The sequence below is a fragment of the Paenibacillus durus ATCC 35681 genome (assembly GCF_000993825.1).
GTDB lineage: Bacteria > Bacillota > Bacilli > Paenibacillales > Paenibacillaceae > Paenibacillus_AQ > Paenibacillus_AQ durus_B.
In genome coordinates this window covers 4,796,374-4,811,068 of sequence record NZ_CP011114.1, presented here as the reverse complement: position 1 = coordinate 4,811,068, position 14,695 = coordinate 4,796,374, and the positions used below count along the sequence as shown (strand labels likewise).

The following is a 14,695-nucleotide window of genomic DNA, read 5'->3' as shown; positions in this document are numbered from 1 at the left end:
AGCCAAAGAATATAGGAAAAATGGTGCTTAGCTAACGGTGCGCGGACGTTCCATCCGCGAGAGTCCCGGCACATGCAGCGTGGACCATTCCGGCTGGAAGTGATCGACACGGCTGACCACAATGGTCATGTCGTCATGAATCTCATTGCCTTGGTAGCGGATAACCTTCTCCAAGAGACTGTCGGCAATCTCCTGCGGATCGCTGGTTTCCAGCTCCTGGATCATTCGTTTCATCCATATTTCCTTGTTGACGGCATAGCCGGGCGCATCGTAAATACCATCGGTCATCATAATTAGAATATCGCCCGCTTGCAGCTGCATCGTTACGAATTCTACCTCGATATCCTGAATGATGCCGATTGGCAGATTGCTTGCCGTAATCGGGATGACCTCGCTTCCCCGCTTGATAAAGCTGGGCGCTGAGGCAATCTTCATAAAGGTGGTCTGCGCCGAATATTGGTCAATCAGCGCCATGTCCACGGTAGCGTAAAATTCCTCAGGCGAGCGGAGCAGCAAAATCGAATTCACGGACTTCACCGCCAGCTTCTCGTCCATGCCGGATTGCAGCAGCTTCTCCAGCATGCCAAGCGCGGCGCTGCTCTCCATCCGGGCCCGCTCCCCGTTGCCCATTCCGTCGCTGATCGAGACCGCGAACGTTCCGTTGCCCAGCTCTGCCGTACTGAAGCTGTCTCCCGACATCATATTCCCGCCTTTGGCCGCGCCGGATATGCCTGTGCTGATTTCGTAAGCCTTCGCCGAGCCGAAGACAACCGTCGACAGTCCATCACGGCTGTGCATTGCCGTCTCGCTCTTCACCGAAATATTTTCTTCCAATATGTCGGACAGCAGCGGGGCAATCATTTTGCGGGATTCGTCAAAGCCACGGTTGTAGGCGTGAACGACTTCGATTTCCACACGGCCCGGATCGAGGCTGACAATATCGATGCTGTGGATGGAGAGGCCGAGCTTCTCCAGCGCTTCGCGAATTTGCGCTTCCTGACGGTAGAGCGCTTGCCCTTCCCGCTTGATTTCCCGCGCCAGATCCTCCATGACCTGCGATACTCCGGAAAGCTGCTCGGCCACAAATTTGCGGCTGTCGTATATTTGCCGTTTCCAGCGCATATCATGCTCGTAAAGATAATATTGGCTGCGCATGACTTCGAGCACTTCGTCCGTCTTGCCGCAGATCCGGGCCCATTCCGCAGGCAGCCTCGACGCCCGAATGTCCGGATTCTCCTCGACGGCGGTCATCATGTCGGTCATATACTTGTACGTCTGATAGAACTTTGAATCCCAGCAGTGGGAGCGGCGGATGCAGTTCGCGCAGGTCTCCTCTGTGACCGCATTCATGAAATGCTCCATTTCCCGGTTCGATTTGCCCGCTTCGCCTGCGGACGGAATCTGCCCGAAGCTGGTGGAGAGCTGCCGGAATACCTGGGAGAACTGGGTCACCCGATCCGCGGTAATGTCGCGCACCCTCCGCGCATACTCATGCTGGGTACGGCTGTGATCCGTCGTGCCGGGCACATATTTGGCGATCGCTTTAATGATGCCGCGAGGGGTTGCGAGGAACATCACCACTGCCGCGCAGGTCTCCCAAGTAGAGGTCATCATATCGCCCGGACCGCTAAAATAGACGGACAGGATGCTTGAGCCGAGCAGCATGCCGAGAGCAACCGCGCCTTTGCGCCCACCCTGTAGCATGCCCGCCAGCATGCCGGAGAACGCGAGCAGACTCATCTGATAGATCGCGCCGATATCGGCCAGACTGAGAATCAGGCCCGACACGACGCCCACCGCCGCTCCCAGGGGGGCCCCGCCCGCCATGGCGAACAGCAGGATCAGGTAGCGTGACAGAATATGCTCCAGCGATAAGCCGCCCGCTTTCCAGCCTACCAGACCGGTCATAATGGAAGCCAGCATAATGATAAGACATAAGATCTCCTCATTTCGCAGTACGCGGCTTTTTTGTTTATAGGCAAGCACGGGCAGAGCCTGCAGAAAGACGAGCGTCAGCACAAAAGAAAGCAGAGCGTTCAGCGTCGTCATCATTAGCGGATACCAGGAGAGCGTTGGACCGATAATCGTCTGAAACAGCCCGACCATGAAAGAGGAGACGAATACCATAACCGGCGCATAGGCCAGATCAACTCGTTGGAAGGCCTCCATCCCTTTATAGAGAAGAATAAAGACGATGAGTTCGGCCATAATAATGAGTGCGCCGGGGAACGGAGTATACAGGCTGCCCGCAAGAATCGCCGCTCCGACCGGAAGGGTGCAATCTTTGCGCATAAAAACAATAATGGCGAAAAAAGCGGCGGCAAACGGGGACAGCTCGTCCAATATCATCGCTCTTCCCAGCAGAAAACCCATGCAGCTCAGCAGCAGCACCCATTTTCTCGTGTCCAGCATACGAAGAATACGCTGACGCTTTCCCCAAGCCTTGAACCTCTCCCCCCATGGTGCCTTCTCTTCCTCAGCGCCATCTTCCACTCTTGTCCACTCCGGAAAATTCACCACATTGCTTTTACCCATAATGATCAGCACCACCCGTTTAAATTTAAAACATAAGACCGTTATAAGCTGCGCTCTTATCATTGGCCTTATATTTCCGCGAGAAACGGCTGCCTGAAACGATACGTCTATCGCCGACCTCAAAAGCATAAGCTTTGAAAGAGGTGAAGCCGTTTCTTCTTGTGGTACTCATTATAAGCGCGGCCAAAGTAGAAAGTTTGTCAGAACAAGAGGGCTGGCCATAAGAAATTTCCGACAAAAAAAGGCTCCCGCCCAAGCAGCCGCAAAACCGTTTATTCCCTTGCGCGGCGGTCTGTAAACCGGTTGACCATCCAATTTTTTCCACAATTAGTCCGTTTCGATTCGTCAGCGAATGCTCCAGGCTTTAGCGGAAATCTTAAAGATGCTGTCGCAAATTTCTATCGGCCCGACAAAATATTAGATATACCGGGGCAAGCCAAGGATGCGCTTTCAATAATCTGCAAAAAACATCCCTTCGAGAGGAATACTGCGGCGGCTTGACCCGGGGCTGCGGCCGGGCAGACACAGAAAAAAACCGCATAAGGTTCGGCCCCTGCGGTTATTTGAACGGTTGTAGTATGATGTTATACGCGTTTGGCTCCACGGCCGCCGCGCTTGCCCTCCGTATTCTTCTTGAGAGAAGAGATACGTTCTTCGCTGTCTTTAAGGAAGCGTGACATTTTATCCTCAAATGAAGGTTTACCGGCTGCAGGCTTGAATGGACGCCCTCCCCGTTCACGATTGTAGCCTCCGCCACCGCCTCCGCCGCCGAAACGGTCTCCACCGCTTGGACGATCCGGTCTTGGGGCTCTTGGCGGACGAACTTCCGATGCGGGCTTGTCGACAGCCTGCTTGATGGAAAGTCCGATCTTGCCGTCCTTGTCGACATTGATCACCTTAACAGTTACCACATCATTAATCTTCAGATGATCGTTGACATCCTTGACGTAATTATCGGCGATTTCCGAGATGTGAACGAGACCTGTGACACCTCCTGACAGATCTACAAACGCTCCGAAATGCGTAATGCCTGTCACCTTGCCCTCTAACTTGGTGCCCACTTCAATTGCCATAGAATAAAATGATCCTCCCTTAAAAATATACAGACAAAGATGTCAAGATCCAGTCTGCGGTGATTTGATTATACAGTAAAGAGCAAAGCAAGGCAACAGAGTGAAAAGCCTCTTTTTGCCGGCTTACTGCTTCGGTTGCTCTGTCCGGATCGGAACTTCGCCTTTAGGGTATATGTTAAACCATTTGCGGGCGAGCTGTCCGATATATTCGTTGTCGTTCAGACGGGACACCTCGTATTTCAGTTGGTTCAGCGAGTTATTCACTTGCTTGCTGCTCTCCTGCTTCCGGGCCAGTTCCTTACTCTTGTCCGAAATCAAGGCGCTTTGAGCGAAGAAAATATATCCCGCCCAGCCAAAGAATACCGCCATTAAGGCGACCCAGATCAGCTTTCTTCTCTTTGCGCCCGCGGCAGCGGACCCTCCGCCAGCCTGTTTCTCTTCCGGGGAAAATCTGTTCATGCAAGCGTTCCTCCCGTTTCAGGGTCAGCGTTTTCTTCTTGCGGCAATAAAATTGGCGAGTTTGGTAAATGGAGCGCTGCGCAGCAGCCGATGATAGGCCGGGGACAACCATCTGACGGGAAAAATCCAGAGCGGCTTGGTCAGCCGAAGCAGCAGCTTCAGCACAAAGCCCAAGATACGGCCAAGCAAACGCAAAATTCCGAGCGCCAGCTTCCATAACCACAGCAGCGGCATTCCAATCAGTATTCCCAGCAGCTTCATCAGCAGCTTCCATATCCATTCCACCGTCTGAATTAACATTACCACAAATTTCTGCACCGTGACACTGAAGATTAAAAAATATGCCCACACACCCACGAATAATCCGAGAAAAGCATAAAAGCGCAGCTGCCCCTGGTTACCTGCGTACAGCAAACGAAATACGATGAGAGCGGACGCCAGCCAATAGAGGAGATCGAGAACCGCGTTCAGCCATCCGGGAAACCGCAGCTTCAGCGACAGTACCCGGTAGCCGTCAAAGGTTAGTCCCATCGCCGCCCCGGCTACGATCATGTACAGCAGCGTGATCCACTGGACGGCCGGATTCATTTGAACAGCTTGCCGAGCAGCCCTTTATTATTCGCCTTCGCCCCCGGATCAAGATAAATCAAGGAATGGACGTTGCCCTCCACCGACAACAGCCCGTTCTCCAGACTGAGGTTCTTGATATGTAAATGGGTTCCGCGAATGACCAGAATTCCAAGCTCCGTCTGCAGCTTAAACTCCTCGCTGTCAAAGCTCTCCACATTTTGCACGCCCGTTAAATCCACCGCCTTACGGCTGCGCATATGCAAATCATGCTGCTTTACGTTTTTTCCAGGTTCGATCATGGCATGTACCCCTCCTTCTAGTTCCTAATCTATGGCGCGGACGGAAACTTTAGAACATCACCGGGAGCTGGCTTAACAAAAAAAGCGCCCCCCGCAGGATGCAGGAAAACGCTCGAATAACAATGTTAAATCATCTCTTACCAATCAAGACCGTTGCTCTTGGCAATCGGCTCCTCGCGAAGCAGCGTATACATACCGGCCGCTTCGTCCTTGCGGGTCGTTTCGACCAGCTTCTCCACGCGAACCGTTACGAGCTTCTGGCCGAATTGAACTGTAATTTCGTCGCCGATTTTCACACTGCTGCTCGGCTTCGATTCCTTCCCGTTAATCAGCACCCGGCCTTGTTCGGACACATCCTTGGCCACCGTACGGCGCTTGATTAGGCGGGACACTTTCAAAAATTTATCCAGACGCATTAGTTGACAGCTTCTTTAAGCTTGTTGCCCGCTTTGAACGCCGGAACAGTCGATTCTGGAATTTCAATGGTTGTGCCCGTTTGCGGGTTGCGGCCGGTGCGTCCGGAGCGCTTGCGCGTTTCGAAGGTGCCGAAGCCGATCAGCTGTACTTTGTCGCCGCTGGCCAGCGCCTCGGTAATTTCGCCAAGGAATCCGTTAAGCACAAGCTCAACGTCCTTTTTCGCCAATCCGTGCTTCTCGGATATGTTGTTGATCAGGTCTGTTTTGTTCATTGTCAGTAGTTCCTCCCGGGAATAAGAAAAGTAATGAAACGCGTTCCGGCAGACAATATTTTCCCCGAAACCGCCGTTTCATCTTACTGGTATTCTGGATACGTTGTCAAATCCCTGCTGTACAGCCGTTTTAATATGACGCGCCTGAGGGCTGCATCGGCTACTGCTTCGCCCGTTCTTCAGCCTTGGCTTCCTGCCATAAAGCTTCCATTTCCTCCAGACTGCTGTCCTTTGGCGAGATTCCTTTGTCCCGCAGACGGCGTTCGATGTACTGGAACCGTTCGACAAATTTGCGGTTGGTGCGGGTCAGCGCCTCTTCAGGATCGGCATCAATGAACCGGGCGGCGTTAGTCGCCGCGAACAGCAGGTCGCCGAGTTCGAGCATCTGCTCCTCCGCCGGAGCACCGGCATTAATCGCTTCCTTCAGCTCATCCAACTCCTCGCTGATCTTTGCGAGTACATCCTGGATATTGTCCCAGTCGAAGCCGACTTTGGACGCTTTTTTCTGCAGCTTGTACGCCTTCATAAGCGCCGGCAAATCGCGGGGAACTCCGCTGAGCGCGGACTCCGCTTCCGGCTTAATGCCTTTGCGCCGCTTCTCTTCCGCCTTCATGCCTTCCCAGTTCTGGAGCGCAGCCTCCGCATCCCGGGCGTCCTTGTCGCCGAAGACATGCGGATGACGGAAGATCAGCTTGCCGCTGAGCCCCTCAATGACATCAAACACAGTGAATGTGCCAAGCTCTTCTTCCATCTGGGAATGCAGCATAATTTGCAGCAGCAGGTCGCCCAGCTCCTCCTTCATATGCTCGGGATCGTCCTCGTCAATCGTTTCGAGCACCTCGTAGGTTTCTTCGATCAGATTTTTGCGGAGCGAATCATGGGTCTGCTCGCGGTCCCACGGACAGCCCTCCGGACTGCGCAGGATGCCGACAATTTCATGCAGGCGGTCAAAGGTGCGGTTCCGTAAGCTCTCGGAGCGGTCTGCCGGAATGTAGATGAGCGACAGGTTGCCGTAACCCTCCTGGCGGTCCAGTTCGTACAGCGGCACTTTGACGATTCGCTCCTCGCCCTCCACGCCGAGCGCATGGCCGACCGTCACCTCGTATTCAGGCGGATACAGCTCCATCAGGCACAGCTTTGCCTCTGAGGCTGTAAAGGTGTCGTACACTTGTCCGATCAGCGTATGCAGCTCGGGACGAAGCTGCGAGCGCGTGATCCCGGAAGCGTCCAGCAGCTGAAAGCCCTCGATCGGATCGAAGCCAAGACGTACGAATGCCTCATCCAGAAAGCTCTCTCCTCCAAGAAGACTTAAGCGGATACCCTCCTCCGCGCAGAGCAGGCGCAGCTTAGAAACAGCGGATTCCGCAACCATCGGGTGTCCGGGTACGGCGTAGACAATTTCCGTACTCTCATCGCCTGAACGCGCTTCTTCAAGCAGCTTCTGAGTGATCGCTTCATAGACTTCGGGAAAAGAGGAGAAGGATTCGTACAGTGTGTCGAAGGACTGCGACTCCACGCCAAGCTCCTCCAAAGCCTGCATCACGGGGTGCTCCTTAGTGCGCACGTAAACTTTGGAAGCCGTACGCAGCTTGTTCACTATGCCAAGCGTCAGCCGGTCCGGATTGCCGGAGCCGAGGCCGACTACCGTTAATATTGCGCTCATGCCTTTACTCTCCTTGTACCGCTCTCTATACGGGAATGACTTAAACCGGGAATAGGGGCAGTTTGCCTGTCAGATTACCCGGTACATTCCCGAGACGGCGGATGGCAGATGCCATTTCTGCTCCGCCGCTTCGCAAGAGGCGGCTATATAATCTTCAAACCTGAATCATTCAGGTTTCGTGTACCAATCCCCGGGCCTTACGGGAACAGGCCCAGCTTCCGGATCGCCCGGGCCAGCTTCGGGCCGAGCCCGGGCAGCTGGCGCAGCTCGTCCTCGTCCAGCAGCCGCAGCCGCACGGCTAACGCGGCAAAGACGAGGCAGCCTGCGGCCACGCCGAGCAGGCTCTGCGCCAGCGCCAGAGTGCGGCCGGTTACCCCAGCCGCACCCAGCAGAGCGCCGCCGCCCCATCCGGCGGCGGCGGCCGCAGCCGCAAGGCCCGCGAGCAGCAGCGCGGGCCGCGCCAGCCAATCTGCGGGGCGAAGCCGCAGACCGGCGGTCTTGCAGAGCAGCCGCACGTTCAGCGCGGCTGCGAGCCCTTGCGCGGCGACGGCGGCGATGGCCGCGCCGGCAATGCCCTGCTGCGGGATAAGCAGCAGGTTGAGGGCCGCCTTCAGCGCAGCGGCGGCCAGGAAGTGCAGCGCCGGGGCGCGCACGCAGCCCAGGCCCTGGAGCAGCGCGGCGGAGATGATGGCGACCGTGCCGTCGGCTGCGGTGAAGGCCAGCCAGCGGATCGTGCCGCTGCCGGAAGCGTCGCCGTACAAGGCGATGTTGACCGGCTCGGCGAGCACGGCAAGGCCGACGGCAGCGGCGAGGCCGAGCAGCCAGAACCAGCGCAGCGACAGGCGGCAGCGGCTCTCGATCTCGCTTAAATTCCCCCGGAACTTGGACTCGGCCAAGGCGGGAATGAACAGGACGGAGAGCGAGCCTGCCAGCATCGTTACAAGCTGGACCAGCGGAAGGCCCCGGTTGTAAATGCCAAACTGCACCATGGCCTGTGCCTCGCCGCTGGCGGAGGCCAGCAGGCGGGGCATGGTGAAGACATCCACCAGGCTGATCAGCGGAGCCGCCAGCGTCCCCAGCATGACCGGCACGCCGTAAGCGAGCAGCTTCCGTATGCTGCGGCCCTCAACCTTGCTTGCCTTAGAGCCGGTCTCAGGCAAGAACTCCACAGAGGTTGGCGGCGCCAACTCCGACGCCGCTGAGATTTCCGCCGCCGCGCCTGCCATAGCTTTGCGGTGGCGGCGCCAGTACAGCAGCATGACAGCAAGTCCGCCCAGGGCGCCGCCGGCTGATCCCAGCATGGCTCCTGCCGCAATGATCTCCGCATTTGCTCCATGGCTGCTCAGAAAGAGCAGCAGCGCAATCATTATGGCGACCCGGGCCGATTGCTCGAATATTTGCGACACTGCGGTTGGCATCATATTATGCAGCCCCTGAAAATACCCCCGGAACGCGGCCAGCAACGGCACAACGGCAAGCCCCCAGGCCGCCGTCCGCAGCGCCGAGACCACATGTCCGCTGCCGATGAAGCCGGCAATCAGCGGCGCGCCCGCATACGTCGCAGTGGCCAGGAGCAGCCCTGCCGCGCTGCTGACCAGCGACGCCCGCAGTAGCACAGCCCGGCCCTCGCCGGGGCTTCCTTCGGCTTCCGCCTCAGCCACAATCTTGGATAGGGCGGATGGCAGCCCAAGCATCGCAATAGTTACGAGCAGAGTATAGATTGGGTAGACCGTGTTGTAAATGCCAAATACGGCATCTCCGCCCAAGTTTTGCAGCGGGATTTTTTGCAGCGCCCCAATCAGCTTGGACAGCAGAGCGGCGGCGCTTAGAATAAAAGCGCCTTGCAGCAGTTTTGAACCCGTCGCTTGTGATTTCATGAGATACCTGCTTCATAAGGTTTGGATAGAATGAATTTCTATATTATACCGCAACATAGCCCGGCACAACAAAATCCCGCTCTCGGCTTCGCCCTGCGGCGAAATGGAAAGCGGGATTTTTAAGGGAGAGGGTGATTACTGCTCCATCTGTTTGCCCAAAAAGCCGGCGGCCGTTTCGGCCATTTTTATTTCCAGCTGCGACATTTTAACCGATTCGTCTTTATTCATCAGGACGACGGCTCCAATTGGATCTCCGCCGGAAATGATGGGCGAAATCACATAGGATGAAAGCGCATCCTGATGGTCTTTCGTTATTTCGTACATACCGCTGTCCGCTTCGAGTATCGTCTTGCGGCTGTCCATGCATTTCTCCAGCAAAGCGCCGACCTGCTTGTCCAGATAATCCTTTTTGGAGCCTCCAGCCAATGCAATGAAGGTGTCGCGGTCAGAAATAAGCGTAATATGGCCCGTACTCTCATACAGTGATTCCGCATACTCCTTCGCAAAGTCCCCCAGCTCGCCGATTGGCGAGTACTTTTTCAGTATAACCTCGCCGTCCCGGTCCACAAAAATCTCCAGCGGATCTCCCTCACGGATGCGGAGAGTCCGTCTTATTTCTTTGGGAATGACAACCCGTCCAAGGTCATCAATGCGTCGTACAATACCAGTAGCTTTCATTCACATGTTGCCCCGCTTTCTAAAGAAGTATTTTGCCAACTACTGCTCGGGAAGGGATCGGATAATCCCAGCGATCTATCATGATTGTCTGACCATAGTATTCATCTGTTCCCAGTTCCTTATACATGATGCGGGGCGCCGTCCGCCTGATTTGCAGCATTTCCCTTATCTTACCGCATACACCGCTTCAGCGAACCGTCGGCAGCAGAAAAAAACGATACCGCCCGGATTGGGCGGTATCGTTAAATCCGTTATCCCGCTTAATTTCCGGGATAACGGGACTATTCGTTTTACTTAGCGCTAGGCGATGCCGCCGGAGCGGATGCGCTTGGCGAAGCCCCCGCGCTCGCGGCCGGAGAGGCACTGCTCTTCGGCAGATCGATTTTTTCAATAATGCCATTCAGGTCCTTCTCCATGAACTGCTGCAGCTTGTTCGAAGCGACGGTGCTCTTGAGCGTTTCCTTCTCTTCATTCGTCAGCTGGTCGAACGTCTTCTCTTTCCGCGACTCCACCTTCATGATATGGTAGCCGTAAGTGGTCTCGATCGGATCGCTAATGGTGTTCAGCGGCAGCGTTTGAGCGGCTTTTTTGAACTCTTCCACATAGGTTCCGAGCGTCTTGTCCGCATACAGTCCGCCGCTATCCTTGGAGCCGGGATCGTCCGAATACTCCTTGGCTACCGCCGCGAAGTCCGCTCCGCCTTTCAGCTTCGCCTGCACTTCTTTAGCACGCTTCAGCGCATCCTCTTTACTGCGTTCTTTCTTGTTCGCATCGGTGAAGCCAACCAGCACATGGCGCAGCGTAGCGACCGTGAAATCTCCTTTTGTCGCTTCAAACTGCTTCTTGACTTCATCGTCCGTCACTTTAAGCAGCATGTCCTGATACACCGTCAGCACGCGTACCATATAATCATGGATTTGATCCTCCGTAACGCCTTGCTCCTTCAGCGAGCTTGCATAGGTATTGCCAAGTCCCTGCTTATAGGTATCCAGCTGCTTATCCGCCTGCTTCTTCGCTTCTTCTTTGGCCTTGTCGGAAGCTTGGCCAGCCAAATATTCGAAAGCAACCTCCTGCTTGAGGATCGTTTCTTTGAAACCATCCAGCTCCAGGTACTGCGCCTGCTCCGGCGAGAGGAATTTCATCACCTTCACATCGGTGTCGAATTCCTTCTGCGTTACCGCCCCGCCTTTGTAAGTGGCAATAGCCTTGCTGTTATCTTCGGCATCGTTCTTACTATTGCTGCTGCATCCAGCAAGCACGGACAACGAAAGGGCCGCCGTCAGCGAGACAAGCAGCACCTTCCATGATTTACTTGACCGCATTGTGTAATTCTCCCTTCGATTTAAAAGACGGTTTGACTTCCTCCAGGAATCGCTCAAGCAAGGCAAGCAGTTCCTTATCGTCAAGGTCTTTGGTCTTTATGCGAATGGTCGCTTTGGCATCCTTATCAAATTGTACACGTCTTTCAAAGTCTTTTCCAATTTTAGCAAGCTTGCCTGTATCGATCAATGCAATCCGGTCCTCGTAAAAATTTAGCAGCACTTCGTCGCCGCGCCGGTTCAAAGAGTCAATCCCGAACATTTTACCGTAAATTTTAAGCCGCGCCACGGATAAAAGATTGACGACCGCCTCTGGAAGCTCGCCAAACCGGTCCAGAAGCTCGTCTTCCAGCTCTGCCGCATCCTCGAAAGTAGAGACCGACGCCACCTTCTTATAGATTTCAATCTTTTGCACACTGTCGTAAATATACTCGGAAGGCAGGTATGCGTCAATTGCCAAATCAATGACAGTATTTCCTTCTTTTAGAGAATGATCTTCCTCGCCCAGGACGCTGACCTTTCGCTTGCGGATTTCCTCCGCCAGCATTTGCGAGTACAGATCAAAGCCCACGGACGCGATGAATCCGTGCTGCTCCGCGCCCAGCAGATTGCCGGCGCCCCGGATCGAAAGATCGCGCATAGCGATTTTAAAGCCGGAACCAAGCTCCGTGAACTCCTTGATCGACTGCAGACGCTTCTCGGCCACCTCGGTCAGCACCTTATCGCGCTGGTAGGTGAAATAGGCATAAGCAATCCGGTTGGACCGTCCGACCCGGCCCCGCAACTGGTACAGCTGGGACAGGCCCATTTTGTCCGCGTCATGCACAATGAGCGTATTGACGTTCGGAATATCAACGCCGGTCTCGATAATGCTGGTGCTTACCAGCACGTCATACTCGCCGTCCAGGAAATCGAGAATTGTCTTCTCCAGCTCCGATTCCGACATCTGGCCATGTCCGATACCGACCCGAGCCTCGGGAACGAGCATCTGAATCTGGGACGCCATTTCCTGGATGCCCTGTACCCGGTTGTACAGATAATAGACCTGTCCACCGCGCCCAAGCTCGCGTTCCACCGCTTCACGTACGAGCGTCTGGCTGTATTCAACAACATAAGTTTGCACAGGAAAGCGGTTCTCCGGCGGCGTCTCAATAACCGACAGATCACGGACGCCCAGCATTGACATATGCAGGGTGCGGGGAATCGGCGTCGCCGTCAAGGTGAGCACGTCCACATTGGTCTTAAGCTTCTTCAATTTCTCCTTATGCGTGACGCCGAAACGCTGCTCTTCATCGACAATCAGCAGACCCAGATCCTTGAACACCAGATCCTGGGACAGCAGCCGGTGCGTACCGATTACAATGTCCACCGTTCCCTGCCGGACGCCCTTGATCGTCTCGTTCTGTTCTTTGCGGCTGCGGAATCGGCTGAGCACCTGGATGTTGATCGGATACGAGGAGAAGCGTTCCCGGAACGTCTCGTAATGCTGCTGGGCGAGTATGGTCGTCGGCACCAGCACGGCCACCTGCTTGCCTTCGATCGCCGCCTTGAAGGCAGCGCGGATTGCTACTTCGGTCTTGCCGTAGCCGACATCGCCGCAGAGCAGCCGGTCCATGGGGCGGTTCTGCTCCATATCCTTCTTGATTTCGCCGATGGCCCGGATCTGGTCCCGCGTCTCTTCGTAAGGGAACATCTCCTCAAACTCCTGCTGCTCCGGCGTATCTTTATCAAATCCATAGCCCGGAGCGCTCTGCCGCTCGGCATACAGCTTGATCAAGTCATCCGCAATATCCTGTACCGAAGAACGGACCTTATTTGTTACCCGTGTCCATTCATTGCCGCCAAGCTTGTATATTTTCGGCTCCTTGTCTTCGGAACCGACATACTTCTGAATAAGATCAATTTGTTCAATCGGCACCGAGAGCTTGTCGCCGCCAGCGTACATAATGTGCATATAATCACGATGGATGCCGCTGACTTCCAGCGTGCCGATGCCCATATATTTGCCGATGCCGTGATTCTGATGTACGACGTAATCGCCGATTTTCAGCTCGGTATAGCTTTTGATGCGCTCTGCGTTATCCATATTTTTGGACGTTTTACGCGCTTTGCGCTGCTTCTGGGAGAACAATTCGCCTTCCGATATGACCGCGAGATGAACTGAAGGCAGTTCAAAGCCCGACCCCAAGTTACCTTGGACAATAGCCGGTTCTTCAATCCCATAGTCGAGCAGCACCCGGCGAATCCGCTCCATACGGTCCTCGCTGCCGGCAAGCATGACGACTTGAACCCCCGACTTGTGCCATCGCTCCATTTCCGATTTCAGCACATTCATCTGCCCATGGAAATCCTGCATGCTCCGGCTGATAAAGCCGACAATATTCTGCGGCTGAACATGCGGCACCTGGCGCAGAAAGATGGACATGAAAATGCTTTGAAACGGACGTTGATACATAACCGTGTCGCTGTCAACGGATAAATGCAGGTCAGGCAGCGTTTTCCCGTTCTGCAGCAGATGCAGGTTCCATTCCGATTCGTCACGCTCGAGCTGCTTGGCCGTTTCCAGCAGACGGGCCGGCTCGTCGAGGATCAGTAGGGTATCCCGCTCCATATAGTCGTATAGATGCGAGCGCTCCTGATGAAGCAGTGAAATATATTTGTAAATCTCCGAAAAATAAGTCCCTTCGCGTAAATGTTCAATCTCCCGGCCGATTTCCTCGCGCAGACGTATTTTGGCCTGCCGGTCGGCCGTCTTCTCTATTTGGCGCTCCAGCATGATCGACGCCTTGTCCGCCGCGGCCTCCAGCTGCGCCTTACCCGCGATAATTTCTTTGGCAGGCGTAATGGTCACTGTCCGAACCTTGTCGATGGAGCGCTGATCGGATGGATCGAATGTCCGGATGGAGTCGATCTCGTCGTCGAACAGCTCCACCCGGTATGCCAGTTCGGTATTCATGGGATAGAAATCGAGAATGCCGCCGCGAACGCTTAGTTCCCCGCGATTCTCCACCCGTTCGACGCGCTCGTAACCCATTTCGATCATCGTGTTCAAGAAATGTTCAAGCTGGATGCTCCCGTCCTGGGAGACGGTTATCTGCGCTTCCGCCATAGCCTGCGGGGAAGGCAGCAGCCGGCGAACGCCAGAATAAGGCGCGACCACAATGCCTCGGAAGCCCCGCGAGCATTTGTTCAGCACCTCGATACGCTGGGCAACCGTCTCCGGACTGGATACGGCCGTTTCCGCTGCGACCAATTCATTGGCCGGATACAGCAGCACCCGATCAGGAGAAAGCGCTTCCTGTAGATCATCGGCAATTTTTTGCGCCGAAAACATGTTGTGCGTCACGATTAATATAGGGCGGGATGTCTCCTCGTGAAGCGCGGCCAGCATGATCTGCCTGGCTGAACCGGACAATCCGGAGATCAGCTGCTCTTTCATTCCGGCGGCGACGCCTCGGGTTACCGACTGGAAATCGGAATCTTTGGAAAAAGCCTCAATAAGACCTTGTAACAAAAGGCGCACCTCACTTACTG

General features: G+C 55.0%; 12 protein-coding genes. All 12 read right to left on the bottom strand.

Annotation, left to right across the window (positions count from 1 at the left end; genetic code table 11):
• Positions 1-27 precede the first annotated feature (27 nt).
• The 12 genes from spoIIE to mfd all read right to left on the bottom strand — a co-directional run bounded on the left by spoIIE (position 28) and on the right by mfd (position 14,675).
• Complete coding sequence (gene spoIIE, locus VK70_RS22465; RefSeq protein ID WP_025700126.1) at positions 28-2,538, bottom strand: stage II sporulation protein E; 2,511 nt, start codon at positions 2,536-2,538, stop codon at positions 28-30.
• 581 nt (positions 2,539-3,119) lie between these two features.
• Complete coding sequence (locus VK70_RS22460; RefSeq protein WP_025700127.1) at positions 3,120-3,608, bottom strand: S1 domain-containing RNA-binding protein; 489 nt, start codon at positions 3,606-3,608, stop codon at positions 3,120-3,122.
• Between the two features lie 123 nt (positions 3,609-3,731).
• On the bottom strand, positions 3,732-4,067 hold the full coding sequence (locus tag VK70_RS22455) for an FtsB family cell division protein (RefSeq protein ID WP_025700129.1): 336 nt from the start codon (positions 4,065-4,067) through the stop codon (positions 3,732-3,734).
• Positions 4,068-4,091: 24 nt separating this feature from the next.
• Positions 4,092-4,655: a spore cortex biosynthesis protein YabQ gene (gene yabQ, locus VK70_RS22450; RefSeq protein ID WP_046723774.1), complete on the bottom strand. Its 564-nt coding sequence runs from the start codon at positions 4,653-4,655 to the stop codon at positions 4,092-4,094.
• Positions 4,652-4,936: a sporulation protein YabP gene (yabP, locus tag VK70_RS22445; RefSeq protein WP_025695381.1), complete on the bottom strand. Its 285-nt coding sequence runs from the start codon at positions 4,934-4,936 to the stop codon at positions 4,652-4,654. The genes yabQ and yabP overlap by 4 nt, the downstream gene beginning before the upstream one ends.
• 137 nt (positions 4,937-5,073) lie before the next feature.
• On the bottom strand, positions 5,074-5,352 hold the full coding sequence (locus VK70_RS22440; protein WP_025693281.1) for an RNA-binding S4 domain-containing protein: 279 nt from the start codon (positions 5,350-5,352) through the stop codon (positions 5,074-5,076).
• Positions 5,352-5,624: an HU family DNA-binding protein gene (locus VK70_RS22435; protein ID WP_025693280.1), complete on the bottom strand. Its 273-nt coding sequence runs from the start codon at positions 5,622-5,624 to the stop codon at positions 5,352-5,354. Before VK70_RS22435 ends, VK70_RS22440 begins: the two co-directional genes overlap by 1 nt.
• A gap of 160 nt (positions 5,625-5,784) precedes the next feature.
• Positions 5,785-7,287 (bottom strand): bifunctional methyltransferase/pyrophosphohydrolase YabN, encoded by a 1,503-nt coding sequence (yabN, locus tag VK70_RS22430; protein WP_025695380.1) that lies wholly within the window; start codon positions 7,285-7,287, stop codon positions 5,785-5,787.
• A 197-nt stretch (positions 7,288-7,484) separates the two neighbouring features.
• Entirely contained in the window at positions 7,485-9,164 is a 1,680-nt protein-coding gene (locus VK70_RS22425) for a putative polysaccharide biosynthesis protein (RefSeq protein WP_046723773.1), read from the bottom strand.
• Between the two features lie 135 nt (positions 9,165-9,299).
• Positions 9,300-9,842 (bottom strand): stage V sporulation protein T, encoded by a 543-nt coding sequence (gene spoVT / locus VK70_RS22420; protein ID WP_025700461.1) that lies wholly within the window; start codon positions 9,840-9,842, stop codon positions 9,300-9,302.
• A 290-nt stretch (positions 9,843-10,132) separates the two neighbouring features.
• Positions 10,133-11,164: a peptidylprolyl isomerase gene (locus tag VK70_RS22415; protein WP_025700459.1), complete on the bottom strand. Its 1,032-nt coding sequence runs from the start codon at positions 11,162-11,164 to the stop codon at positions 10,133-10,135.
• Positions 11,151-14,675: a transcription-repair coupling factor gene (gene mfd / locus VK70_RS22410; RefSeq protein WP_025700458.1), complete on the bottom strand. Its 3,525-nt coding sequence runs from the start codon at positions 14,673-14,675 to the stop codon at positions 11,151-11,153. The genes VK70_RS22415 and mfd overlap by 14 nt, the downstream gene beginning before the upstream one ends.
• Positions 14,676-14,695 lie beyond the last annotated feature (20 nt).

Bases quoted from the DNA above. Each gene is read 5' to 3' on its own strand.
- VK70_RS22460 (WP_025700127.1), bottom strand. From the start codon at position 3,608: ATGGCAATTGAAGTGGGCACCAAGTTAGAGGGCAAGGTGACAGGCATT.
- VK70_RS22455 (WP_025700129.1), bottom strand. From the start codon at position 4,067: ATGAACAGATTTTCCCCGGAAGAGAAACAGGCTGGCGGAGGGTCCGCT.
- yabQ (WP_046723774.1), bottom strand. From the start codon at position 4,655: ATGAATCCGGCCGTCCAGTGGATCACGCTGCTGTACATGATCGTAGCC.
- yabP (WP_025695381.1), bottom strand. From the start codon at position 4,936: ATGATCGAACCTGGAAAAAACGTAAAGCAGCATGATTTGCATATGCGC.
- VK70_RS22440 (WP_025693281.1), bottom strand. From the start codon at position 5,352: ATGCGTCTGGATAAATTTTTGAAAGTGTCCCGCCTAATCAAGCGCCGT.
- VK70_RS22435 (WP_025693280.1), bottom strand. From the start codon at position 5,624: ATGAACAAAACAGACCTGATCAACAACATATCCGAGAAGCACGGATTG.
- yabN (WP_025695380.1), bottom strand. From the start codon at position 7,287: ATGAGCGCAATATTAACGGTAGTCGGCCTCGGCTCCGGCAATCCGGAC.
- VK70_RS22425 (WP_046723773.1), bottom strand. From the start codon at position 9,164: ATGAAATCACAAGCGACGGGTTCAAAACTGCTGCAAGGCGCTTTTATT.
- spoVT (WP_025700461.1), bottom strand. From the start codon at position 9,842: ATGAAAGCTACTGGTATTGTACGACGCATTGATGACCTTGGACGGGTT.
- VK70_RS22415 (WP_025700459.1), bottom strand. From the start codon at position 11,164: ATGCGGTCAAGTAAATCATGGAAGGTGCTGCTTGTCTCGCTGACGGCG.